General features: G+C 73.3%; 20 protein-coding genes and 1 riboswitch. Of the genes, 10 read left to right on the top strand and 10 right to left on the bottom strand.

Going from position 1 to position 21,520, the window contains the following annotated elements; all coding sequences use genetic code 11:
- The first annotated feature begins 9 nt into the window (after nucleotides 1-9).
- The 6 genes from galT (at nucleotide 10) to CXY01_RS14085 (ending at nucleotide 7,289) form a co-directional block, all read left to right on the top strand.
- Entirely contained in the window at nucleotides 10-1,173 is a 1,164-nt protein-coding gene (gene galT, locus CXY01_RS14110) for a galactose-1-phosphate uridylyltransferase (protein ID WP_146928048.1), read from the top strand.
- Nucleotides 1,170-2,375, top strand: a complete 1,206-nt coding sequence (galK, locus tag CXY01_RS14105) for a galactokinase (protein WP_146928047.1) — start codon at nucleotides 1,170-1,172, stop codon at nucleotides 2,373-2,375. The genes galT and galK overlap by 4 nt, the downstream gene beginning before the upstream one ends.
- 301 nt (nucleotides 2,376-2,676) lie before the next feature.
- Nucleotides 2,677-3,675: a hypothetical protein gene (locus CXY01_RS14100; protein ID WP_146928046.1), complete on the top strand. Its 999-nt coding sequence runs from the start codon at nucleotides 2,677-2,679 to the stop codon at nucleotides 3,673-3,675.
- A gap of 67 nt (nucleotides 3,676-3,742) precedes the next feature.
- A complete protein-coding gene (locus tag CXY01_RS14095; RefSeq protein WP_146928045.1) occupies nucleotides 3,743-5,329 on the top strand; it encodes a hypothetical protein in 1,587 nt (528 codons plus the stop codon).
- On the top strand, nucleotides 5,326-6,045 hold the full coding sequence (locus CXY01_RS14090; protein ID WP_146928044.1) for an ABC transporter ATP-binding protein: 720 nt from the start codon (nucleotides 5,326-5,328) through the stop codon (nucleotides 6,043-6,045). Before CXY01_RS14095 ends, CXY01_RS14090 begins: the two co-directional genes overlap by 4 nt.
- Nucleotides 6,042-7,289 (top strand): ABC transporter permease, encoded by a 1,248-nt coding sequence (locus tag CXY01_RS14085; protein WP_146928043.1) that lies wholly within the window; start codon nucleotides 6,042-6,044, stop codon nucleotides 7,287-7,289. Before CXY01_RS14090 ends, CXY01_RS14085 begins: the two co-directional genes overlap by 4 nt.
- Here CXY01_RS14085 and CXY01_RS14080 read toward each other — a convergent pair.
- Entirely contained in the window at nucleotides 7,229-7,795 is a 567-nt protein-coding gene (locus CXY01_RS14080) for a winged helix-turn-helix domain-containing protein (protein ID WP_146928042.1), read from the bottom strand. The two genes, CXY01_RS14085 and CXY01_RS14080, sit on opposite strands and share 61 nt — an antisense overlap.
- Before the next feature lie 58 nt (nucleotides 7,796-7,853).
- Here CXY01_RS14080 and CXY01_RS14075 point away from each other — a divergent pair, with 58 nt between their 5' ends.
- A complete protein-coding gene (locus tag CXY01_RS14075; RefSeq protein ID WP_246125356.1) occupies nucleotides 7,854-9,122 on the top strand; it encodes an MFS transporter in 1,269 nt (422 codons plus the stop codon).
- Between the two features lie 31 nt (nucleotides 9,123-9,153).
- On the opposite strand, the gene CXY01_RS14070 is transcribed toward CXY01_RS14075, so the two are convergent.
- The 4 genes from CXY01_RS14070 to glyA all read right to left on the bottom strand — a co-directional run bounded on the left by CXY01_RS14070 (nucleotide 9,154) and on the right by glyA (nucleotide 12,732).
- A complete protein-coding gene (locus CXY01_RS14070; protein WP_146928040.1) occupies nucleotides 9,154-9,966 on the bottom strand; it encodes an exodeoxyribonuclease III in 813 nt (270 codons plus the stop codon).
- 45 nt (nucleotides 9,967-10,011) lie between these two features.
- Nucleotides 10,012-10,491, bottom strand: a complete 480-nt coding sequence (locus tag CXY01_RS14065; protein ID WP_146928039.1) for a VOC family protein — start codon at nucleotides 10,489-10,491, stop codon at nucleotides 10,012-10,014.
- Between the two features lie 70 nt (nucleotides 10,492-10,561).
- Nucleotides 10,562-11,443: a bifunctional methylenetetrahydrofolate dehydrogenase/methenyltetrahydrofolate cyclohydrolase gene (locus CXY01_RS14060; RefSeq protein ID WP_146928038.1), complete on the bottom strand. Its 882-nt coding sequence runs from the start codon at nucleotides 11,441-11,443 to the stop codon at nucleotides 10,562-10,564.
- Nucleotides 11,443-12,732 (bottom strand): serine hydroxymethyltransferase, encoded by a 1,290-nt coding sequence (gene glyA / locus CXY01_RS14055; protein WP_146928037.1) that lies wholly within the window; start codon nucleotides 12,730-12,732, stop codon nucleotides 11,443-11,445. Before glyA ends, CXY01_RS14060 begins: the two co-directional genes overlap by 1 nt.
- 65 nt (nucleotides 12,733-12,797) lie before the next feature.
- A riboswitch (ZMP/ZTP riboswitch) is annotated at nucleotides 12,798-12,886 on the bottom strand.
- A gap of 137 nt (nucleotides 12,887-13,023) precedes the next feature.
- Between glyA and CXY01_RS14050 the strand changes: the two genes are divergently transcribed.
- Entirely contained in the window at nucleotides 13,024-14,013 is a 990-nt protein-coding gene (locus tag CXY01_RS14050; RefSeq protein ID WP_146928036.1) for a class I SAM-dependent methyltransferase, read from the top strand.
- A 3-nt stretch (nucleotides 14,014-14,016) separates the two neighbouring features.
- Here CXY01_RS14050 and CXY01_RS14045 read toward each other — a convergent pair whose 3' ends face one another.
- A complete protein-coding gene (locus tag CXY01_RS14045) occupies nucleotides 14,017-14,508 on the bottom strand; it encodes a GNAT family N-acetyltransferase (RefSeq protein WP_146928035.1) in 492 nt (163 codons plus the stop codon).
- A 48-nt stretch (nucleotides 14,509-14,556) separates the two neighbouring features.
- Between CXY01_RS14045 and purU the strand changes: the two genes are divergently transcribed.
- Together purU and CXY01_RS14035 are read left to right on the top strand one after the other, a co-directional pair.
- Nucleotides 14,557-15,420 (top strand): formyltetrahydrofolate deformylase, encoded by an 864-nt coding sequence (gene purU, locus CXY01_RS14040; RefSeq protein ID WP_146928034.1) that lies wholly within the window; start codon nucleotides 14,557-14,559, stop codon nucleotides 15,418-15,420.
- A gap of 117 nt (nucleotides 15,421-15,537) precedes the next feature.
- The gene (locus CXY01_RS14035; RefSeq protein WP_146928033.1) at nucleotides 15,538-16,908 is read left to right on the top strand and encodes an extracellular catalytic domain type 1 short-chain-length polyhydroxyalkanoate depolymerase; all 1,371 of its coding nucleotides are present in this window, start codon (nucleotides 15,538-15,540) and stop codon (nucleotides 16,906-16,908) included.
- 120 nt (nucleotides 16,909-17,028) lie between these two features.
- Here CXY01_RS14035 and CXY01_RS14030 read toward each other — a convergent pair whose 3' ends face one another.
- The 4 genes from CXY01_RS14030 to CXY01_RS14015 are packed head-to-tail and all read right to left on the bottom strand — an operon-like array spanning nucleotide 17,029 to nucleotide 21,192.
- Nucleotides 17,029-18,201 (bottom strand): sugar ABC transporter permease, encoded by a 1,173-nt coding sequence (locus CXY01_RS14030; RefSeq protein ID WP_146928032.1) that lies wholly within the window; start codon nucleotides 18,199-18,201, stop codon nucleotides 17,029-17,031.
- Nucleotides 18,198-18,938 carry an ATP-binding cassette domain-containing protein gene (locus tag CXY01_RS14025; protein ID WP_146928031.1) on the bottom strand — a complete coding sequence of 247 codons (741 nt, stop codon included), beginning with the start codon at nucleotides 18,936-18,938 and terminating at the stop codon, nucleotides 18,198-18,200. Before CXY01_RS14025 ends, CXY01_RS14030 begins: the two co-directional genes overlap by 4 nt.
- Nucleotides 18,935-20,011, bottom strand: a complete 1,077-nt coding sequence (locus tag CXY01_RS14020) for a substrate-binding domain-containing protein (RefSeq protein WP_146928030.1) — start codon at nucleotides 20,009-20,011, stop codon at nucleotides 18,935-18,937. Before CXY01_RS14020 ends, CXY01_RS14025 begins: the two co-directional genes overlap by 4 nt.
- Complete coding sequence (locus CXY01_RS14015) at nucleotides 20,008-21,192, bottom strand: ROK family transcriptional regulator (protein ID WP_146928029.1); 1,185 nt, start codon at nucleotides 21,190-21,192, stop codon at nucleotides 20,008-20,010. The genes CXY01_RS14020 and CXY01_RS14015 overlap by 4 nt, the downstream gene beginning before the upstream one ends.
- Nucleotides 21,193-21,520: the final 328 nt, after the last annotated feature.

Raw genomic sequence — 21,520 nt, 5'->3', positions numbered from 1 at the left:
ACCGTGCGCATGACCCCGACCACCCTGGCCGACGGCCGGGAGCTGATCTACTTCGACGACTCCGAGCCGTACGTCTCCGGTGGCGCCACCCGCACCCTGACGGACGCGCGCCCGCTGGCGGACCGGTTCGCCCCCGTGCCCGACGCCGAGGGCGTGCCCCGCCCGGTGACCGGTCCGGAGCTGCGTCGCGACCCGCTCACGGGCGAGTGGATCCCCATGGCCGCGCACCGGATGAACCGCACGTTCCTGCCGCCGGCGGACGCCAACCCGCTCGCCCCCGCCAAGCCGGGCGCCGTCTACCAGGACGGCGAGATCCCGGCGGAGGACTACGACGTCGTCGTCTTCGAGAACCGCTTCCCGTCGCTGCTCGCGGTCCCGGGGGTGCCGGACGCGCCCGTGCAGCGCGACGGCGAGCCGCTCTGGACCGTCCGGCCCGCTGCCGGCCGGTGCGAGGTCATCTGCTTCTCGGCGGACTCGACCGCGTCGCTGAGCACGGTGACGCCGCGCCGGATGCGCACGATCGTCGAGGCCTGGACGCAGCGGACCGAGGCGTTGAGCGCGCTGCCCGGCATCGAGCAGGTGTTCGTGTTCGAGAACCGCGGCAAGGAGATCGGAGTCACGCTGCACCACCCGCACGGCCAGATCTACGCGTTCCCGTACGTCACGCCGAAGACGACGACGATGCTCGCCCAGGCCAGGGCCCACCACGAGCGGACCGGCCGGCTGCTCGGCCGGGACGTGCTCGACGCGGAGCTGGCGCACGGCGAGCGGATCGTGCTGGAGTCGGAGCACTGGGTGGCCTACGTGCCGTTCGCGGCCCGCTGGCCCGTCGAGGTGCACCTGGCCCCACGCCGCGACGTGCCCGACCTGCCGGCGCTCACCGACGCCGAGCGCGACGACCTGTCGACCGTCTACCTGGCGCTGCTGCAGCGGCTCGACCGGTTCTTCGTCGGCCCCGACGGCGAGGCCATCCCGCTGCCGTACATCTCCGGCTGGCACCAGGCGCCGACGCGCGAGGGCCGGGACGTCTCGCGCCTGCACCTGCAGCTGTTCTCGGTCCTGCGGGCGCCCGGCAAGCTCAAGTACCTGGCCGGCGTCGAGTCCGGCATGGGCGCCTGGATCAGCGACACCACCCCCGAGCGCATCGCGACCCGACTGCAGGAGCTGGCATGAGCGCCGACGTGACGTGGCTGGACGCCTGGACCGAGCAGGAGGGCGCCGACCGGGTCCGCGGCCTGTTCGCGGGCCGGTTCGAGGCCGAGCCGGACGGCACCTGGTCGGCACCCGGCCGGGTCAACCTCATCGGGGAGCACACCGACTACAACGGCGGCCTGTGCCTGCCCATCGCCCTCCCGCACCGGACGTACGTGGCGCTGCGCCGTCGTGACGACGACGTGGTCCGGCTCGTGAGCGCGCAGGAGCCCACCGGGGTGCGGACCGTCGACCTCGCCGGCGTCGCGCCCGGCACGGTCGACGGCTGGGCCGGGTACGTCGTGGGGGTGGCGTGGGCGCTGCGGGAGGCCGGTCACGCCGTCTCCGGGTTCGACGTCGCGATCGACTCGTGCGTCCCCTACGGCGCCGGGCTGTCGTCGTCCGCGGCGCTGGAGGCGTCGACCGCGGTCGCGCTCGACGCGGCGTTCGCGCTGGGGCTCGCCGGGTCCGACGAGGGGCGCGCCACCCTGGCAGCGCTCTGCGTGCGCGCCGAGAACGAGATCGCGGGGGCGCCCACCGGCGGCATGGACCAGGCGGCGTCGCTGCGGTCGCAGGGCGGTCACGCGCTCCTGCTCGACTGCCTCGACGGGTCCGTCCGGCACGTCCCCTTCGACCTCGCGGCGCACGACCTGGCTCTCCTCGTGGTCGACACCCGCGCCGAGCACGCCCTGGTCGACGGGCAGTACGCCGCCCGCCGCGCCTCCTGCGAGGCGGCAGCCGCACGCCTCGGCGTCGCCACGCTCCGCGAGGTCTCCGACGACCCCCGCGGGCTGGAGTGGCCGCTCGACAAGCTCGACGACGAGGTGCAGGTGCGCCGCGTCCGGCACGTCGTGAACGAGATCGACCGCGTGACCTGGTTCGTCGCGCTGCTCGACGCCGGGGAGGTCGGCCTCGTCGGGACGCTGATGAACGCGTCCCACGCCTCGCTCCGGGACGACTACGAGGTGTCGTCGCGGGAGCTGGACCTCGTCGTCGACACCGCGCGCGCGGCCGGTGCCGCGGGCGCGCGGATGACCGGTGGCGGGTTCGGCGGGTCGGCGATCGCGCTGGTCGCCGCCGACGAGGTGGACCGGGTGGCGCAGTCCGTCGCGGACGCGTTCGCGGACGCTGGCCTGCGTCCGCCGGCCTTCCTCGTGGCGACGGCGGCAGGCCCGGCCGCCTGACGACCCCCTGCGGGGCCGGGCGGCCGTCACGCCACCCACTACTGACGTATGACGTGGCGAAAAGGTTGTGCACCCTGCGGTGGATGTTCGCCGGAGCCCGGCTGTCTAGCCTCGGTACCTGCACGACGCGCTCGTGAGGACAGCCCCGGGCGCCCGCGGAGGGGCGGGCGCCCGGTGGCAGGTCGACCGGGTCCGGAGATCACCCTGAGGGATGATCTCTGGCCCGACCTCGGCCGATATGGTCCTGGGCGACACCAGTGAGAGCGACTGTGACTTCACCGCGCCGAAAGGGCCCGCCACGATGAGATTCACGACGACCACCACCGCGATCGCCACGGGGGCCGTCGCCCTGGCGCTCCTCGTCGGCTGCAGCTCCGGCGGCGGACCGTCGGACGACGCGACGCTGACGTACGAGGACAGCCCGCTCGCGGAGTACTGGGAGAAGATCGGCGGCTCGCAGGACCAGGCCGACTACGACGCCCAGATGGCCGAGTCGGAGGAGATCGTTGCCGCCTGCATGCAGGAGGAGGGCTTCGAGTACACGCCGCAGGACACCTCGGGGATGAGCAGGAGCTTCGACGAGGAGGACGACGGCATGCCGGCGTGGGACTCGATCGAGTTCGCCGAGCAGTACGGCTACGGCGCCACGACGTCCGAGGACATGCCGATCAACCAGGGCGCCGAGGGCGAGGAGTGGGTGGACCCGAACGCCGACTACGTCGCCTCGATGAGCGAGACCGAGCAGCAGGCGTTCTACGAGGCCCTCTACGGCGCGCAGACGATGTCCGAGGAGCCGATCGACGAGGAGACGGCCGAGGAGGACATCCCCGAGTACGACTGGACCACCGCGGGCTGCCAGGGCAAGGCGCAGCACGAGGTCTACGAGGCCGGCCAGATCTGGGACGACCCGGAGTTCAAGGACCTGACCGACGCGATGAACGAGCTGTGGCAGGACGCGCAGACCGACGAGCGGACGACGCAGGCGTACGCGAAGTGGGCCGAGTGCATGGCGGAGGAGGGTTACGACTTCGCCAACCCGCAGGAGGCGCAGGACAGCATCTACAACCTCACCAACGAGATCCCGTACGACGAGGAGACCGGCACCCAGGACGCGGCCGCGCTGGCGGAGATCCGCGACCAGGAGATCGCGACGGCCGTGGCCGACCGCACCTGCCAGGACAGCACCGGGGCCGGACGCGCGGCGCTCGAGGCGCAGTTCGCCATCGAGCAGGAGTTCATCGACGCGCACAAGGACGAGCTCGACGCGATGGTCGAGAAGGCCGCCCAGGCGTCCGAGTGAGCCGGGCGGGTGCCGTCGGACGACGGCACCCGCCCGTCTGCCCGTCCGAGGTCCCAGAAGGAGAGCAATGAGCACGCAGGTCACCGGTGGGCGACGCACGATCGTCGTGATGGCGGTCGTCGCCGTCGTCTGCCTCGCCGCAGGGGTGCTCCTGAGCCGCCTGATCGTGTCGCCCGGCAAGGCGGCCGCGGATGCCGCACCCCCGACGGCGGGCCCGATCACCGTGCCGGTGGAGAGCCGCGTCATCGCCAACGAGCTCGTCATCCGCGGGGACATCGGGTACGACGACCCGGTCGACCTGCGGGTCGAGACCGGGGACCTGGGCGGCCCGGCCGTCGTGACGGGGCAGGTGCCGGTGGTCGGCGCCGAGATCGGCCCCGCGTCCGTGGCGCTGGAGATCGTCGGCCGGCCCGTCATCGTGCTGCCGGGCGACCTGCCCACCTACCGGTCGCTGCGGGCAGGCGTCTCCGGGCCCGACGTCCGGCAGCTCAAGGCCGCGCTCGTCGCCCTCGGCATCGACGCGGGCGACGCGGACAGCGACGCGTACGACGCCGCGACCGCCGCGGGGGTCCGGACGCTCTACCAGCGGGTCGGCTACGAGCCGCCGTCGGCGGGCGAGGAGCTGCAGGAGGCCGTGACGGCGGCGCGCGACGGCGTCCGGTCGGCGCAGGACGCCGTCAACGCCGCCCAGCGGGAGCTGGCCGGCGCGGCCGTCGGCCCGCCGCAGTCGGAGCTCATCGGCCTGGACACCGCCGTGACGGTGGCCCAGGCGACGTTCGACCAGGAGCAGGCCAGCTGCGCGGCGCCCACCGAGGAGGCTCCGTGCAGCCCCATCGCCGTGGTCGAGGCGCAGGGCGCGCTCGCGCAGGCGCAGGCGGCGCGGGCCGAGGCGGGCAACCCCGCCGACACAGGCGCGCAGCGGGATGCCGTCGCGGCCGCACAGTCACAGCTGTCCGCGGCCCGGGAGGCCCAGGCCGAGGCGCAGGCCGCGACGCTGACCCCGCTCCCGGCGAGCGAGGTCGTGTTCGTCCCGTCGCTCCCCCGCCGTGTCGACGTCGTCAAGGCGACGCGTGGCGGGACGATCACCGGTGAGTTCATGAGCGTGTCCGGGGCCACCATCCAGATCACCGGGAGCGCGACGCGGGCGGACAGCGAGCTGCTCACGGTCGGGACCGCCGGGACGATCACGCTCGACGACCAGGAGCTCGCCGTCACCGTCGCCGAGGTCAAGGACCCGAGCGCGACCCCCGAGGCGCCCGAGGGACAGACGGAGGGCGAGGAGCCCGAGGAGCCGGAGCAGCCGAAGGGTGACCGCCGGACGGTCATCTTCACCCTCGGCGCCCTCACCCCGGAGCAGGTCGTCGCGCTGCAGAACACCAACGTCCGCGTGCGGGTCCCGGTGAGCTCCACCGAGGGCGAGGTGCTGGCCGTGCCGCTGGCGGCGCTGACCGCCGGCCCCGGTGGCGAGTCGCGGGTCGAGCTGGCCGGGAGCGGCGGCGAGGCCAGCTCGCTGGTCACCGTCACCACGGGGCTCGCCGCGGACGGGTACGTCGAGATCGCCGGGTCCGAGACACCGCTCACGGCGGGCGACCTGGTGGTCGTCGGCGTGGCCGACACGAAGAAGAAGGCGGCCGACACCGAGGCGGACGAGTGACCGTCCTCGACCTGCTCGACGCCCCGGAGGACGTCGGGCCGGTCCCACCGGTGCTCGAGCTGCGGGGGGCGGCCCGGCAGTTCCCGGGCGACCCGCCGGTCCACGCGCTGCACCCAGCCGACCTCGCCGTGGGGTCGGGCGACTACCTGTCCGTCATCGGGCCGTCCGGCTCGGGCAAGTCGACGCTCCTGAACCTGCTCGGCCTGCTGGACAAGCCCACCGACGGCGAGTACTTCCTCGACGGCATCCCCACGGCCGGCGCGAGCGAGCGCGAGCGGGCGGCACTGCGGGCGGGCCACATCGGGTTCGTGTTCCAGGCGTTCCACCTCATGCCGCACCGGACGGTGCTCGAGAACGTCCTGCTGGCCACCCTGTACAGCGGGGTCCCGCGCGCGGAGCGGCGTGACCGGGCGCTGGCCGCCCTCGACCGCGTCGGGCTGAGCCACCGGATCGACTTCGTCCCGACGGTGCTGTCCGGCGGGGAGCGCCAGCGCGCGGCCGTCGCGCGCGCGGTCGTCGCGCAGCCCCGGGTGCTGCTGGCGGACGAGCCGACCGGGAACCTGGACTCGGAGAGCTCGGCGAGCGTGCTCAACCTGTTCGACGAGCTGCACGCGGGCGGGCTGACCCTGCTGGTGATCACGCACGACGACGAGGTCTCGGCACGCGCGCAGCGTCGGGTCCGGATCGCCGACGGGTACCTGCGGGAGATCGCATGACCGCGGTGACCGAGCGCGTGGCGCGGTCCGACCGGTTCGGGCTGCGGGACCTGCTGGCCGAGGCGGCGGCCGGGATCGGTGCACGGCCGGGACGGCTGCTGCTCACCATCCTGGGCACCGTGCTCGGCATCGCCTCCGTCGTGGTGACCGTCGGGCTGGCCCAGACGGCGTCCGGGCAGATCAACAAGCAGTTCGACGCCGTCGCGGCCACGCAGGGGGTGGCCAAGCCGGAGACCAGCAACGGCTGGGACGGGTCGCAGCGCGCTCTCGGGACGCTGCCGTGGGACGCCGAGGCACGTGCGGAGCGGCTCGCGGGCGTCGAGGCGGCCGGGACCTTCTCCACGGTCGACGTCGACGGCGCGGAGATCACCGCGGTGCCGGTGCACGACCCGTCGGCCGCGCGGACGGTCGCCCCGGACGTCGTCGCCACCTCCCCGGGTGCGCTGGAGGCGGTCGGCGGCCGCGTCGTGCAGGGACGGTACTTCGACGAGGGCCACGACGCCCGCGCCGACCGCGTGGTCGTGCTCGGCGTCGACGCCGCCGAGCGCCTCGGGGTGGTCCGGGTCGACCGGCAGCCCTCGATCTTCATCGGCGAGCGCGCCTACCAGGTCATCGGCATCGTCGACGACGTGCAGCGCCGGGCCGACGTGCTGTCCTCCGTGGTGATGCCCGAGGGGACCGCCCGTGCCGACTTCGCCCTGGCGTCCCCGGACGAGCTGCACCTGCACCTGGCGGTCGGAGCCGGGGCCGTGGTCGGCAGCCAGCTGGCGACGGCGCTGAGCCCGAACGCCCCCGAGAGCATCGACGTGCAGACGCCGCCGGCCACCTCGATCGTCCGGCAGAGCGTGCAGGCGGACGTGAACACGATCTTCCTGGCGCTCGGCGGCGTGGCGCTGCTGATCGGTGGTGTCGGGATCGCGAACGTGACCCTGCTGTCGGTGCTGGAGCGCGTGGGCGAGATCGGCCTGCGGCGGGCGCTCGGCGCGACCCGGCGGGACATCGGCGCGCAGTTCATGGTCGAGTCGGTGGTCGTCGGCCTGCTGGGCGGGATGCTGGGCGCAGCGCTCGGCGTCGCCGTCGTCGTCGGGGTCAGTGCCGCCCAGGAGTGGACCCCCATCCTCGACCTGCGGATGGTCGGCGTCGCGGCCCTGGCCGGCGGTGTGATCGGTCTGCTCGCCGGGCTCTACCCGTCGCTCAAGGCCGCGTCGATCGAGCCCATCGCCGCGTTGCGCGGGGGCGTCTGACGCGTCACGTCCTCGTGCATCGCCCAGAACACGGAGTAGGGCGTGCCTCCGGGGGTGGGCGGCCGGTCGGCGAACTCGTGGAGCACCGCCCCGATCCGCGCGACCAGCTCCTCGAACCCGGCGGCATCGAGCCGCAGGCCCAGGCGCGTGGCCTGCACGTCCTTCGGGTCCACGAGGTCGACCTCCTCGAGGAACGTCCGGATGAGGACGCGACTCGTCCCCGGACCGCCGGGCGTTCGCCAGGACTTGCCCGTCGCCTTGTACGGCACCTCGCGTGAGCCGCGGGTCCCCCGCCGGGCCGGCTCGGCCACCAGGAACCCGCGGTCGACCAGCGTGCGGACGTGGTGCAGGACGGTCGCCGGGTTGCGGTCCAGCCGCTCGGCGATCTCCCGGTTGGTGAGCGCCTCGTCCAGGCACAGCCGCAGGATGCGGAGCCGCAGCGTGCTCGCCAGGGCGCGGGCGTCGGCGTCGGCGTCGGCCGTGTCCTGGGGAGCAGCCTCTGTCATGGGCCGATCCTCGCACAGTGATTGACTTATCCCAATCAGTGACCCGATGCTGGGCGCCGTGAGCACCTCCGACTCCACGGCCACCCGGTCGCTGATCCACCACCCGGACTTCCGGCGGCTCTGGACGGGTGACGCCTTCGGCCAGCTCGGCGCCCAGCTCACCGCCCTGGCCCTGCCCATCTTCGCCGTGCAGCAGCTCGCCGCGACCGAGTGGGAGATGGGCGTGCTCACCGCCGCCGAGTACGCCGCGTTCCTCGTCATCGGCCTGCCCGCCGGCGCGTGGGTGGACCGGATGCGCAAGCGGCGGGTGCTCGTCGTCGCGGACCTGGTCCGGGCCGCGGTCCTGGGCGTGGTCGTCCTGACCGCCGCCACGGGGCACGCCTCGGTCCCGCTGCTGATCGTCGCCGCCCTCGTGATCAGCGTCGCCACCGTGTTCTTCGACGTCTCCCACCAGAGCTACATCCCCGGCCTCGTGGGCCTCGACCACCTGGTGGAGGGCAACTCGAAGCTGCAGGCCACCGCGTCGGTGGCGCAGGTCGCGGCACCGGCGCTCGGTGGGTTGCTGCTGCGGGTCATCGCCGCGCCGGCGCTCATCGCGATCACCGTCGTCACGTACCTGGTCTCCGCGTTCGCCGTCGGCCGCATCCGGCACCAGGAGACACCGCCGCACCCCGACACCCGCCGGCCGCTGCGGACCGAGATCGCCGAGGGCCTGCGGTTCGTCGTGCACGAGCCCTACCTGCGGCGGATCGTCGTCTGCACGTCGCTGGCCAACTTCGCGAGCGCGATCAGCGGTGCCGTCCTGGTCATCTACGTCCTGCGGACCCTCGGTCTGGGCACCGCCGCCTACGGCGCGATCCTGTCCGCCTCGGCCGTCGGCGGGCTGCTCGGGGCGGTCGTCGCCGGCCGGCTCGCGCAGTGGGTGGGCGAGGGCCGGATCATCCCGCTCAGCGCGCTGCTGTCCGCCCCCGCGGCCGCCCTGACCCCGCTCGCCGCCACCAGCGTCATCCCGGCGGCGCCGCTGCTCATCGCCGGCGGCGCGACCTTCGGCTTCGCCGTCATCGTCTACAACGTGGCCCAGGTGAGCTTCCGCCAGCGCGTGTGCCCTCCCCCGCTGCTCGGCCGCATGAACGCCTCCGTGCGGTTCATCGTCTGGGGGTCGATGCCGATCGGCGGGCTGCTCGGCGGCTGGCTGGGCACCCACCTCGGTGTGCTGCCGACGCTGTGGGTCTCCGTCGGCGTCATGGCGCTCGCCGCGCTGCCCGTGGTCCTCTCGCCGCTGGTCCGGATGCGCGACCTGCCCGGCGCTCCGGTGCTCGACGCCTGACGCACTCTCCGCAACCACTCACCGGCCGTCGTCAGAGGTCGTACTCCACCACGACGGGGGCGTGGTCCGAGAAGCGCTCCGCGTACGTGGCGGCGCGGTCCACGGTCGCGCGCACAGCGGCGTCCGCGAGGTCGGGGGTGGCCAGCTGGTAGTCGATGCGCCAGCCGGCGTCGTTGTCGAACGCCTGCCCGCGCCAGGACCACCACGTGAACGGTCCCGGACCCTCGCCGCCCAGCTCACGGCCCAGGTCGTGCCAGCCCAGGTCGTCGAACCAGCGGTCCAGGTAGGCCCGCTCCCGCGGGAGGAACCCGGCCGACTTCAGGTTGCCCTTCCAGTTCTTGATGTCCGCCTCGCGGTGCGCGATGTTCACGTCCCCGGCGACGACCGCATAGCCGCCCTGCTCCGCGATCTCCGCCAGCCGGCCCGTGACGTGGTCCAGGAACGCGTACTTCTCGTCCATCGACGGCGTCCCGAGCGTGCCCGAGTGCAGGTAGGTGGACACGACGGTGATGCTGCGCGCCGGAGCACCCTCGTGCGCGGGCAGCTCCACGTCAGCCTCGACCCACCGGCCCGAGTCGCCCGTCACGCCGGTCCGCAGACCGATCCGCACGGCGGTCATCGGCAGCCTGCTGGCGATGGCCACGCCGGCGCGCCCCTTCACCTCGCTGGCCTCGTGCGCGAGGTGCCACTCCCCCGCGGGCAGGTGGTCCGCCAGGATCTCGTCGGTCGCCCGCACCTCCTGCAGCAGCACCACGTCGGGCTTCCGCGCCTCCAGCCAGGTCCCCATCCCCCGCTTGTAGGCGGCCCGGATCCCGTTGACGTTCACACTCGCGATGGTCAGCACCGGACCATCCAACCCGATGCCGCCGACAGCTCGAACCAGTGGCGGTCACTCGCCCCGGTACGCCGCCTCGAGGCCCTCGATGTCGAGCTTGCCCATGGTCAGCATCGCCGCCATCGCGCGCGCGACGCCCTCGCGGTCGGGTCGGGACATCACGTCGTCCAGCTGCACGGGCGTGATCTGCCACGAGACGCCGAACCTGTCGACGAGCCAGCCGCACTGGCTCGGCGTCCCGCCGTCGGCGGTCAGCGTCTCCCAGTAGTGGTCGACCTCCGCCTGGTCGGCGCAGTCGAGGACGAACGAGAACGCCTCGTCGAGCGTGAACGCGGGGCCCGCGTTGAGGAACGTGGCACGCATGCCGTCGATCGTGAGCTCCACGATGAACTCGGTCCCCTCGGCGACGCCCGGGGTGCCCGGCGGGGCGGTCGCGATCGAGTGGATCACGGTGTTCGGGATGACCTCGGCGTAGAACCGGGCGGCGTGCACCGCCTGGTCGTGGAACCAGAGGTGCGGACGGACGATACCCATGGCTGCTCCCTCTCCGACGGCCGGGGCCGGCCGTCCCGAGGGACAGCCTGGCCCCGACCACCGACAGGAGTCACCCCAGCAGCCGCTCCGCGGTGTCGACGACGTTGCTCAGCAGCATCGCGCGCGTCATCGGCCCGACCCCGCCGGGGTTCGGCGACACCCACGAGGCCACCTCGCGCACGCCGGGGTCCACGTCCCCGACGACGCGGCTCTTGCCGGTCTCGGGGTCGGTGGACCGGGAGACGCCGACGTCGATGACGACGGCGCCCGGCTTGATGATGTCCGCGGTGATGATCCCCGGGACCCCGGCGGCCGCGATGACGACGTCGGCGTTCCGGGTGTGCTCCGCGAGGTCGTCGGTGCCCGTGTGCGTGAGCGTCACGGTCGCGTTGATCTCGCGACGGGTCAGCAGCAGCCCGATCGAGCGGCCCACGGTGACCCCGCGTCCGACGATCACGACGTCCGCACCGCGCAGGTCGATGTCGTGGCGCAGCAGCAGGTCGATGATGCCCCGCGGCGTGCACGGCAGCGGTGAGGTGACCGGCTCGTTGACCCGCAGGACCAGGCGCCCGAGGTTGGTCGGGTGCAGCCCGTCCGCGTCCTTGTCGGGGTCGATCAGCTCGAGCACCCGGTTGGTGTCGATGCCCTGCGGCAGCGGCAGCTGCACGATGAACCCGGTGCACTCCGGGTCCTCGTTCAGCCGCGTGACCGCCGCCTCGATCTCGTCCTGCGTGGCCGTGGCCGGCAGGTCCTCACGGATCGAGGCGATGCCCACCTCGGCGCAGTCCTTGTGCTTGCCGGCGACGTACCAGCGCGAGCCGGGGTCGTCGCCGACCAGCAGCGTGCCGAGCCCCGGGCGCACGCCACGCGTCGCGAGCGCGGCGACCCGCTCGGTGAGCTCGGCCTTGATCCGGGCCGCCGTGGCGGTCCCGTCGAGGAGCTGGGCCGTCATCAGTACTGCTGCAGGTCGGAGTACAGCGGGAAGCCGTCGGTCAGCTTGAGCACCCGGGCCCGCAGCGCCGCGACGTCGGTGCCGGCACCGTTGATCAGCGCGGTGGCGATGATGTCCGCTACCTCGGTGAACTCGACGTCGCCGAAGCCGCGGGTGGCCAGCGCCGGCGTGCCGATGCGCAGGCCGGAGGTGACGCGCGGGGGGCGCGGGTCGAACGGCACCGCGTTGCGGTTCACGGTGATGCCCGCGGAGTGCAGGAGGTCCTCGGCCTGCTGGCCGTCCAGGTCCGAGTGCCGCAGGTCGACCAGGACCAGGTGCACGTCCGTGCCGCCGGTGAGGACGGAGACACCGGCGGCGGCCACGTCGGGTGCCGACAGCCGCTCGGCGATGAGGCGGGCGCCGTCGAGCGTGCGCTGCTGGCGGTCGCGGAACTCGTCCGTGCCCGCCACCTTGAACGCGACGGCCTTGGCGGCGATGACGTGCATCAGCGGACCGCCCTGCTGACCCGGGAAGACGGCCGAGTCGATCTTCTTGGCGTACTCCTCGCGGCTCAGGATGAAGCCGGAGCGCGGGCCGCCGATCGTCTTGTGCACCGTCGAGGACACGACGTCGGAGTGCGGCACGGGGCTCGGGTGCAGACCGGCGGCCACGAGGCCGGCGAAGTGCGCCATGTCGACCCAGAGCTTGGCGCCGACCTCGTCGGCGATGGACCGGAACGCCGCGAAGTCGAGCTGACGGGGGTAGGCGGACCAGCCGCCGATGATGACGTCGGGACGCTGCTCGAGCGCCTTCTCGCGCACGACGTCCATGTCCACGAGGAACGTCTCGGGGTCCACGCCGTAGGCGCCGACCTGGTAGAGCTTGCCGGAGAAGTTGATCTTCATGCCGTGCGTGAGGTGGCCGCCGTGGGCCAGCTCGAGGCCGAGGATCTTGTCGCCCGCGTTGATCAGGGCGTGCAGCACGGCGGCGTTGGCCGTGGCGCCCGAGTGCGGCTGGACGTTGGCGTGCTCGGCGCCGAACAGCTCCTTGGCGCGGGTGATCGCGATGGTCTCCGCGATGTCGACCTGCTCGCAGCCGCCGTAGTAGCGGCGGCCCGGGTAGCCCTCGGCGTACTTGTTGGTCAGCACGGAGCCCTGCGCCTGCAGGACCGCGCGCGGCACGAAGTTCTCGCTCGCGATCATCTCGAGCGTGCCCTGCTGGCGGGCGAGCTCGCCGTCGAGGACGGCGGCGATCTCCGGGTCCAGCTGGGAGATGTTCTGATCCATCAGAGGGATCTGGTCGGCGCTCATGAAGCACTCCTGTCGGCAGTCAGCGTGTACGCGCGCGTCCGGCACCCGCACACTCGTGTGTGGTGACCGGGGGCCCAGGCGTCCGACCCGTTGGTCTGCTGCTGCGTCGCTCCCCGGTGGTGACCCACCCGTTTCGCCAGTCGCGACCGGCACACCCTAGCAACGATCGTAGGGCTGCAGGACCCTGTGGGCACGACTGCGGACACGACTGCGGACACGACCGGGTGCGGACCGCTACCGTCCGAAGGAGCACCCGACCGCCCGTGGGCCAGGACCGACCCGAGGAGCCGCATGCCGAGTCAGGACGAGCGACGAGCGATCCTGACCGAGCTCGGCGGGCTCGGCGAGGGGAAGGGCCTGGAGATCGGGCCGCTCCACCGACCGATCGCCCTGCGACCGGCCTGCGACGTGCGCTACGTCGACATCTACCCGACCGAGACCATGCGGGAGCGGTACGGCACGGACCCCGACGTGGCGGTCGAGGACATCCCGCACATCGACCTCCCCCTGCACGACGCCGACGGCGTGCTGCACAGCCTGCGCGACGTGACCGCGGGTGACGCCCCGTACCGGTGGGTCCTCGCGTCCCACGTCGTCGAGCACGTGCCGGACCTGATCGGGTGGCTGTCGGACGTCGCGGCCGTGCTCGAGGACGGCGGCGTCCTGGCCCTCGCCGTCCCGGACCGGCGGTACTCCTTCGACGCCCTCCGCCCCCAGACGACCGTCGGGCAGGTCCTCGGGGCGCACGAGGCCGGCGACACGAGGCCGTCCGTCCGCGCCGTGTACGACCACTTCCTGTCCGCGGTCCGGATGACGTCGGACGCCCTGTGGGCCGGCGCGGTCCCCACCCTTGACGACCGCGCGCACGACCCGGAGCTCGTCCCCGGGCTGCTCGCGCGCCGCGCGGAGGGCGAGTACATCGACGTGCACGTCTGGACGTTCACGCCGACCTCGTTCGCGCAGCAGGTCGCCGAGCTGGCGTGGCTGGGCGCTGTCGACTTCACCGCCACGCAGGTCACGGCGACGGCCCGGAACGAGCTCGAGTTCTACGCCCGGCTCGAGCGGATCCCCCGCGGCGCGTCCGCCGACGAGCGGGCCGCGCTCGCCGCCGGTGCCGTCCGGCACGTCGCCGACGAGGAACCGCCTGCGGCGGACGAGCCCCCGGTGGTACCGGCCGAGCCCGAGCCGGACGGGATCCGCACGTACGTCTCGGCCAAGGAGCTGCAGCTCATCCGTGCCAAGCGCCGCCTGTTTGAGGCGCTGCGGCCCGGCCGCGGCTGAGCGTCACTCCGCTCCGCCGTCCCCCAGGATCTTGCGCAGGTACGCGTAGGTCAGGTCGCCCGCCGTCTGGTCGTGCTGGTGCTCGTAGCCGTGCTTGGCGTAGAGCGCGAGGTTGTGGACGGAGTCGCGGCCGGTGAAGACCCAGACCTCCTCGATGCCCTCGGGCAGGTGCGGCAGGATCGCCATCAGCAGCTGCGTGCCGAAGCCCTGGCCCTGCAGGTCGGGCGCGACCGCGAACCGGCCGAGCGTCGCCTTCGGACCCTCGATGAGCATCCTGATCGAGCCGACGAGGCGGTGCCCGTACCAGCCGCCGAGCGTGATGACCCCGTCGCGCTGGAGGTCCTCCTGCAGCTCCTCGAGGGTCTGCGTGAGCGGCGGGATGTGCGGGTCCCCGTACTGCTGGGCCTCGGTGACGAACGCGGCGCGGCGCAACGTCAGCAGCTCACCGGCGTCGTCGATCGTCACGGAACGGATGTCGAGGTCGGGCTGCGTCATGGCGCCCATCGTGTCAGCCGATCCGCGCGACCACTACTCTCGGACCTCGTGTCCTCCGACTCACCTGACGCCATCCACTGGGTCCTCACCCTGTCCTGCCCCGACCGCCCCGGGATCGTGCACGCGGTCGCCGGTGTGCTGGCGCAGCACGGCGGGAACATCACCGAGTCGCAGCAGTTCGGCGACCCGCTGTCCGGGCTGTTCTTCATGCGGGTCCAGGTCACGGCGGTCACGCCGCGCGACGAGCTGGAGCGGGCGTTCGCGCCGGTCGCCGGGCAGTTCGAGATGGACTGGTCGCTCGACGTGGTGGGCCGGCCCGTCCGGACGCTCGTCATGGGCTCCACGGCGGCGCACTGCCTGAACGACCTCGCGTTCCGGCAGCGGTCGGAGAACCTGCCGATCGACCTGGTCGCGGTGGTGTCCAACCACACCACGCTGGCTCCGCTGGCCGAGTTCTACGGCATCCCGTTCCACCACGTGCCGGTCACGTCGGCCACCAAGGCGCAGGCCGAGGCGCGGCTGCTGGAGCTGGTCGAGGAGCTGGACGTCGAGCTGGTCGTGCTGGCGCGCTACATGCAGATCCTGTCCGACGACCTGTGCCGGACGCTGGCCGGCCAGGTGATCAACATCCACCACTCGTTCCTGCCGTCGTTCAAGGGCGCCCGCCCGTACGCCCAGGCCCACGATCGCGGCGTGAAGCTCATCGGCGCCACCGCGCACTACGTGACCGGCGACCTCGACGAGGGGCCGATCATCGAGCAGGACGTCGAGCGCGTGGACCACAGCCGGCACGTGGAGGACCTGGTGGCGCTCGGGCAGGACGTCGAGCGCCGTGCCCTCGCCCGGGCCGTGCGCTGGCACGCGGAGCACCGGGTGCTCCTCGACGGGCACCGCACGATCGTCTTCCGCTGACCTCACCGGCCTGAAACGCTTCGTGCCCTGACCTGCACCGGGGCGGTTCGGCATGCTCCGAAGGACGATTCGATAGAGCTGTCGAAACTATCGGACGCACCCTCCCGGAGGACACCGATGAAGCCGTCCCTGCGCCGCACCGTCGCGGCCGCCACGACCCTCGCGCTGGGGGTGCTCGGTCTCGCCACCGCCGCCCTCACCACGGCACCCGCCGCCCAGGCCGCGTCCCTGGTGAACGTCCCCAGCTTCGGCAGCAACCCCGGCCAGCTGGGGATGAGCCTGTTCGTGCCCGACTCGCTCCCGGCCAGGCCCGCGGTGGTCGTCGCGGTGCACTACTGCACGGGCACCGCCCAGGCGATGTACGACGGCTCCCAGTTCGACGAGCTGGCCACGCGGTACGGCTACATCGTCATCTACCCGCAGGCCAACCGGAGCGGCAGCTGCTTCGACGTGAGCTCGTCCGAGGCCCTGACGCACGGCGGCGCGAGCGACCCGACGAGCATCGTCTCGATGGTCCGGTACGTGCAGCAGCGGTACACCACCGACACCAGCAGGGTGTTCGTCACGGGCGTCTCGTCGGGCGCGATGATGACGCAGGTCCTGCTGGCCACGTACCCCGACGTGTTCGCCGCCGGGTCGGCGTTCGCGGGCGTCCCGGCCACGTGCTTCTCGACGACCTCTCCCCCGCCGGGCACCGGCTCGCAGGCGCCCTGGAACAGCGACTGCTCGGGCGGCCGGCTGGTCCGCACCGGTCAGCAGTGGGGCGACCTGGCGCGTGCCGCCTACCCCGGCTACACCGGCGCCCGGCCGCGCGTGCAGCTGTGGCACGGGTCGCAGGACACCACGCTCAGCTACGTGAACCACGGCGAGGCGATCAAGCAGTGGACGAACGTGCTCGGCGTCAGCGCGACCCCGGCGTCGACCGACTCGCCCGCGAGCGGCCAGGTCCGCACGCGCTACGGCGCCACGGGTGACCGCGCGCCCGTCGAGGCGATCACCTTCCAGGACGTCGGTCACAACCTGCCCGTCGACGCCGCCGCGGCGGTGCGCTTCTTCGGGCTCGACTCGACGCCGACCCCGCCGCCCACGACCCCGGCACCGACCACGCCCGCCCCCACCACCCCGGCCCCGACGACACCGGCGCCGACGACACCCCCGCCCAGCCCGACACCGTCCATCGGCTGCACGGTCACGTACACCGTCAACCAGTGGAACACCGGCTTCACGGCGAACCTCGCGGTGAGGTCGAACGTGGCGCTCACCGGGTGGACGCTGACCTGGACCTACCCGTCGGGCCAGGCCGTGACGCAGGCGTGGAGCTCGGTGACCACGCAGACCGGCTCGGTCGTGACCGCGAAGAACGCCGCGTGGAACGGCTCCGTCCCGGCGGGCGGCTCGTTCCAGCTGGGTCTCAACGGCTCGCACCCGGGCACCAACGCCGCGCCGACGAGCTTCGTCCTCAACGGCGCACCCTGCTCCCGCGGCTGAGCGCAGCACGGCGTGACGGCGTGGTCCTGCCCGGCAGGACCACGCCCGCGCTGCCCGCCGGACCGGACGAGGAGCTGGACCGCTCGGCACGCGCGAGCCGGCCCGAGCGAAGCGGCCGGGTCAGGCCTCGCGGGCGCGGCGCTGGAGGGCGTCGATGGTCACGGCGACCGCCAGCACGAGGCCAGTGACGACGAGGCGGGCGGACTGGTCGAGGTTGAGCAGGGTGAGCCCGGTGGAGATGGACTGCACGACGAGGATCCCGACGAGCGCCGACCACGCCGAGCCGCGGCCACCGAAGAGGCTGGTCCCGCCGATCACGGCGGCCGCGATCGCGGTGAGGTTGGTGTCCCCCGCGCCGCTGCCCTGGTTCGCGGCGGCGAGCCGGCCGACGGCCAGGACCCCACCGAGCGCCGCGAGGGTCGAGCACGCGACGAAGGCGGACACGAACACGCGACGCACGGGCACGCCGGCCTTGCGGGCGGCCTCCGCGTCGCCCCCGACGGCCCGGACCGACCGGCCCCAGCGCGTCCGGCGCAGCAGCAGGTCCGTGAGCGCGACGAGCCCGACGAACAGCGCGAACACCGCGCCCACGCCCCGGTTGGTGCCGAGGTAGGCGACGACCACCGAGAGCAGGGCGGCCAGCGCCACGACCCGGGCGACGACCTCCCACAGGGGTGCGACGGGCAGCTCGGCGCGGACCCGGCGGATCCGGTCGGTCGCCCGGCCCGCGGCGTAGCCGGCGACGACGAGCGCGACGATCGCCCAGGACGTCGCGGGGGCCAGGAACGCCGTCTGGCAGAACCGCACCAGCCACCACTCGAACGGCAGGTTCACGGACCCGGTGGGGCCCAGCACGCGCATCTGCAGCCCGGTGATCACCAGCAGCCCGGCCAGGGTGAAGACGAAGCTGGGGACCGCCAGCCGGGTGTGCAGCGCCGCGTAGATGGACCCGACGAGCACGCCGACCGCGAGCGCCGCCAGGACCGCGAGCCACAGCGGCCAGCCCAGCTGGACGGAGCCGACGGCCACGACGGCCGCGGCCAGCCCCGAGACGGCGCCGACGGACAGGTCGATCTGCCCGACGTGCAGCGTGAGGACCACGCCGAGCGCGATGACCCCGGTGGCGGCGGACTGCTGCGTGAGGTTGACCAGGTTGTCGGCGGACAGGAAGTGCGGGTTGAGCACCTGGAACACCAGCCCGATGAGCACGAGCACCACGGCGACGGGCAGCACGCCGAGGTCGCCGGTGCGCAGCTTCTGCCAGGTCGTCGCCACCAGCCCCGACTCGCTCATCGCTGGATCCCCGTGACGGCGGCGAGCAGCTCTTCGTAGCTGGTCCTCGCGGCGTCGAACTCCCCGTTGGTGCGACCCAGCCGCAGGACGACGATGCGGTCGGCGACCGCCTGCACGTCGGCCAGCGAGTGGCTGGTCAGCAGCACGCCGTGCCCGCGCTCGCGCAGGCGCTCGACCAGCGTGAGGAACTCGGCCGTCTGCCGCAGCCCGAGGGCCGCGGTCGGCTCGTCGAGCACGATCACGCGCGGCTCGCCCAGCAGCGAGCGCGCGATCGCGACCGCCTGCCGCTGCCCGCCGGACAGCGCCGCGACGGGCACCCGGACGGACGGCACCCGGGCGGCGAGCTGGTTGAGCAGCTCCCACGCGTGCTTCTCCATGGTGACCTCGTCGAGTAGCAGCCCGCGCTGGGCCTCGTGCCCGAGGTAGAGGTTCTCCACGACGTCGAGGTTGGCGCACAGCGCGAGGTCCTGGAACACGGCCGCGATCCCGAGGCCGCGCGCGACCGACGGGTCCGACAGGGTCACGGGGCTGCCGTCGACGAGCACCTCGCCCTCGTCGGGCACGAGCGCACCGGTCAGCGCACCCACAAGCGTGGACTTGCCGGCGCCGTTGTCGCCGATGACCGCGACCACCTCGTGGGCGTGCACCTGCAGGTCCACGTCGACGAGGGCGCGCGCGGCGCCGTAGCTCTTGGACACCCCCCGCAGCGCGAGGACGGGCCCGTCCACGACGGTCATGACGCCCCCCCGTCGAGCAGGCCCGCGGCGGCGCAGGCGTCGGTGTAGGGCTCCACGCAGATCTCCTCGGTGGTGTAGACGCCGCCGTCGACGATGACGCGGCGGACGTTGTCCAGGGTCACGGGCACGGGGCTGAGCAGCAACGCCGGGACGCCCTGCACGCGGGCGGTGGTGACGGGCACCTCACCGCGCAGCACGCGCACGGCGAGCTCGGCGGCGGTGCGCGCCTGCTCGCTGATCGCCTTGTAGACGGTCATCGACTGGTCCCCGGTGACGATCCGCTGGATCGCCGCGAGCTCGGCGTCCTGCCCGGTGACGGGCGGGACGGGGTCGAGCCCGGCAGCCTTCATCGCGGAGATCGCGCCACCGGCGGTGCCGTCGTTGGCGGCGTAGACGGCGTCGACCAGCCCCGAGTACTGGGTGAGCTGGCCGGTCACCCACTCCTGCGCCTTGTCGGGGCTCCAGTCGGGGGTGTCGTACGCGGCCAGCACCTCGATCGGGGCGCCCTCGAAGGCGTCCGCGACCCCGGCCTCGAGCGCCGCGGAGTTCGGGTCGGTGGCCGACCCGTTCACCAGGAGCACGCCCTGCGGGGGGTCGTCGGGGCCGGTCCGGGCAGCGACGAGCTCCCGCACGAGCGCGTCGCCCTGCAGGCGGCCGATCCGGCGGCTGTCGAACGAGACGTAGTAGTCGAGGTCGGCGTCCTCGATGAACCGGTCGTAGGCGATCACGGGGACGCCACGGCGGTGCGCCTGCCCGACGATGCTCACGGCCGCCGCGGTGTCGACCGCGTCGAGCACGAGGACGCCGGCGCCCTGCGTGAGCGCAGACTCCGCCTGCTGCTGCTGCGCGGCGGCGTCCTGGTTCGCGTTGGCGTAGATCACGGTGCAGTCGGGACAGCGGTCGTCGACCACCTTCTCGAACTGGGGGCGGTCCACGGCCTCGTACCTTGCCGTCTTGGACTCGGGCAACAGCAGCGCGATGACCTGGTCCGAGGGTGCGGGGCTCGTCGGCGCAGCCGCACAGCCGCCCACGGCGAGCAGGACCGCGAGCGCCGCCAGCAGGGTCCTTCTCATACGACCACCGCCCCGGCGCCGGCGATCGTGACCGTGTCGAGCGCGACGGCGAGCGCGCCGCGCACCTCGGCCGCGGCACCGAGCTCCGCGCCGACCACGGGGACGGGCCCGGCGGTGCTCGGGATCGTGCGCTGGGTGAGCGCCGCGCGCAGGGGCTCCAGCAGCATCTCCCCCGCGTCGGCGAGCTCTCCGCCGACCACCAGCAGCTCGGGGTCGAACAGGTTGCACACGCCGGCCGCGGCCACGCCGAGGTGGTGCCCCGCGTCGGCGATGACCCGCCGGCACCCGGTGTCCCCGGTGGCGGCGCGGGCGATGACGTCGCGGAGGGTGAGGTTGCCGTGGCTCGGCCGCAGCATGTCGAGCAGGACGGGTGCGCCGACGTACATCTCCAGGCAGCCGCGGTTCCCGCAGCGGCAGATGGGCCCCTGGTCGTCGATCGTCGTGTGCCCGATCTCCCCCGCCGCGCCGACGCGGCCGCGGAACACCTCGCCGCCGAGCACCAGGCCGCCGCCGACGCCGTGGGACGCCCGCACGTACACGACGTGCTGCTTGCCGCGGGCGGCACCGAGGCGGACCTCCGCGAGCGCACCGAGGTTGGCGTCGTTGTCGACGTAGACGGGCAGACCGAGCCGCTCGCCGAGCAGCTGCGGGACGGCCGCGCCGTCCCAGCCGCGCAGCATGCCGAGCGAGGACAGCTGTCCGGTGCGCACGTCGACGGGGGCCGGGACGCCGACACCGACGGCCAGCACCTCGGACAGGCCGGCGTCGACGGAGTCCACCATCTCGGTCAGCAGCAGCGCCGCCCGCTCGAGCCCCTGGTCGGCGCGGTGGTCGGGGGGCAGCGGCATGCGCTGCTCGGCGACGATGCGGTGGGCGACGTCGGACAGGGCGACCCGCAGGGAGCGGGTGCCGAAGTGCATGCCCGCGACGAGGCCGAGGTTGCGCGCGAGCGTCACCTGCTGGGCGCGGCGACCGCTGCGGGAGGTGGGCGCGGTGTGCAGGACGCCGGCGGAGGTCAGCTCCTTGACGATGTTGGACACAGTGGCCGGGGACAGGCCGGTGACGCCGGCCAGCTCGACCTGCGTGAGCGACCCACGCTGCTGGACGGCGCTGACGATCCGCGCCCGGTTGGCTTCACGCAGTGAAGTCTGAGAGCCCGGGGTGACCCGGTCATTGCCCACGCGCGAAGGATACACAGGCCTCGAGGCGGCCCCGACCCGACCCCGCGGCGGCGCCTGTCGAGCGGGCGGTCGGTGTCGCGACGGTGCCCCCGAGACCGTTCTGGCCTGCGGCGACGTCGGACGAATACCCCGGAAGCGGCATCTCAGGGCACCTCGGGGACCGGATCGCCTACGAAGGGTGAAGGTCAGATCACGATTTGGTGACTCATGCGTTCATTTCTTGACTTCAACCACGACGGCCGATGAGATGTGACCCGGATCGGGCGAGGCGCACAGCAGAGCCTCCGACCGATCGTCCGGACGGTGCTCCCGTACCTCCGGGCGAGCA

The organism is Cellulomonas xylanilytica, assembly GCF_007989805.1.
GTDB lineage: Bacteria > Actinomycetota > Actinomycetes > Actinomycetales > Cellulomonadaceae > Cellulomonas > Cellulomonas xylanilytica.
The sequence above is the reverse complement of the archived record's forward strand: the minus strand, read 5'-3'. Positions and strand labels throughout refer to the sequence as shown.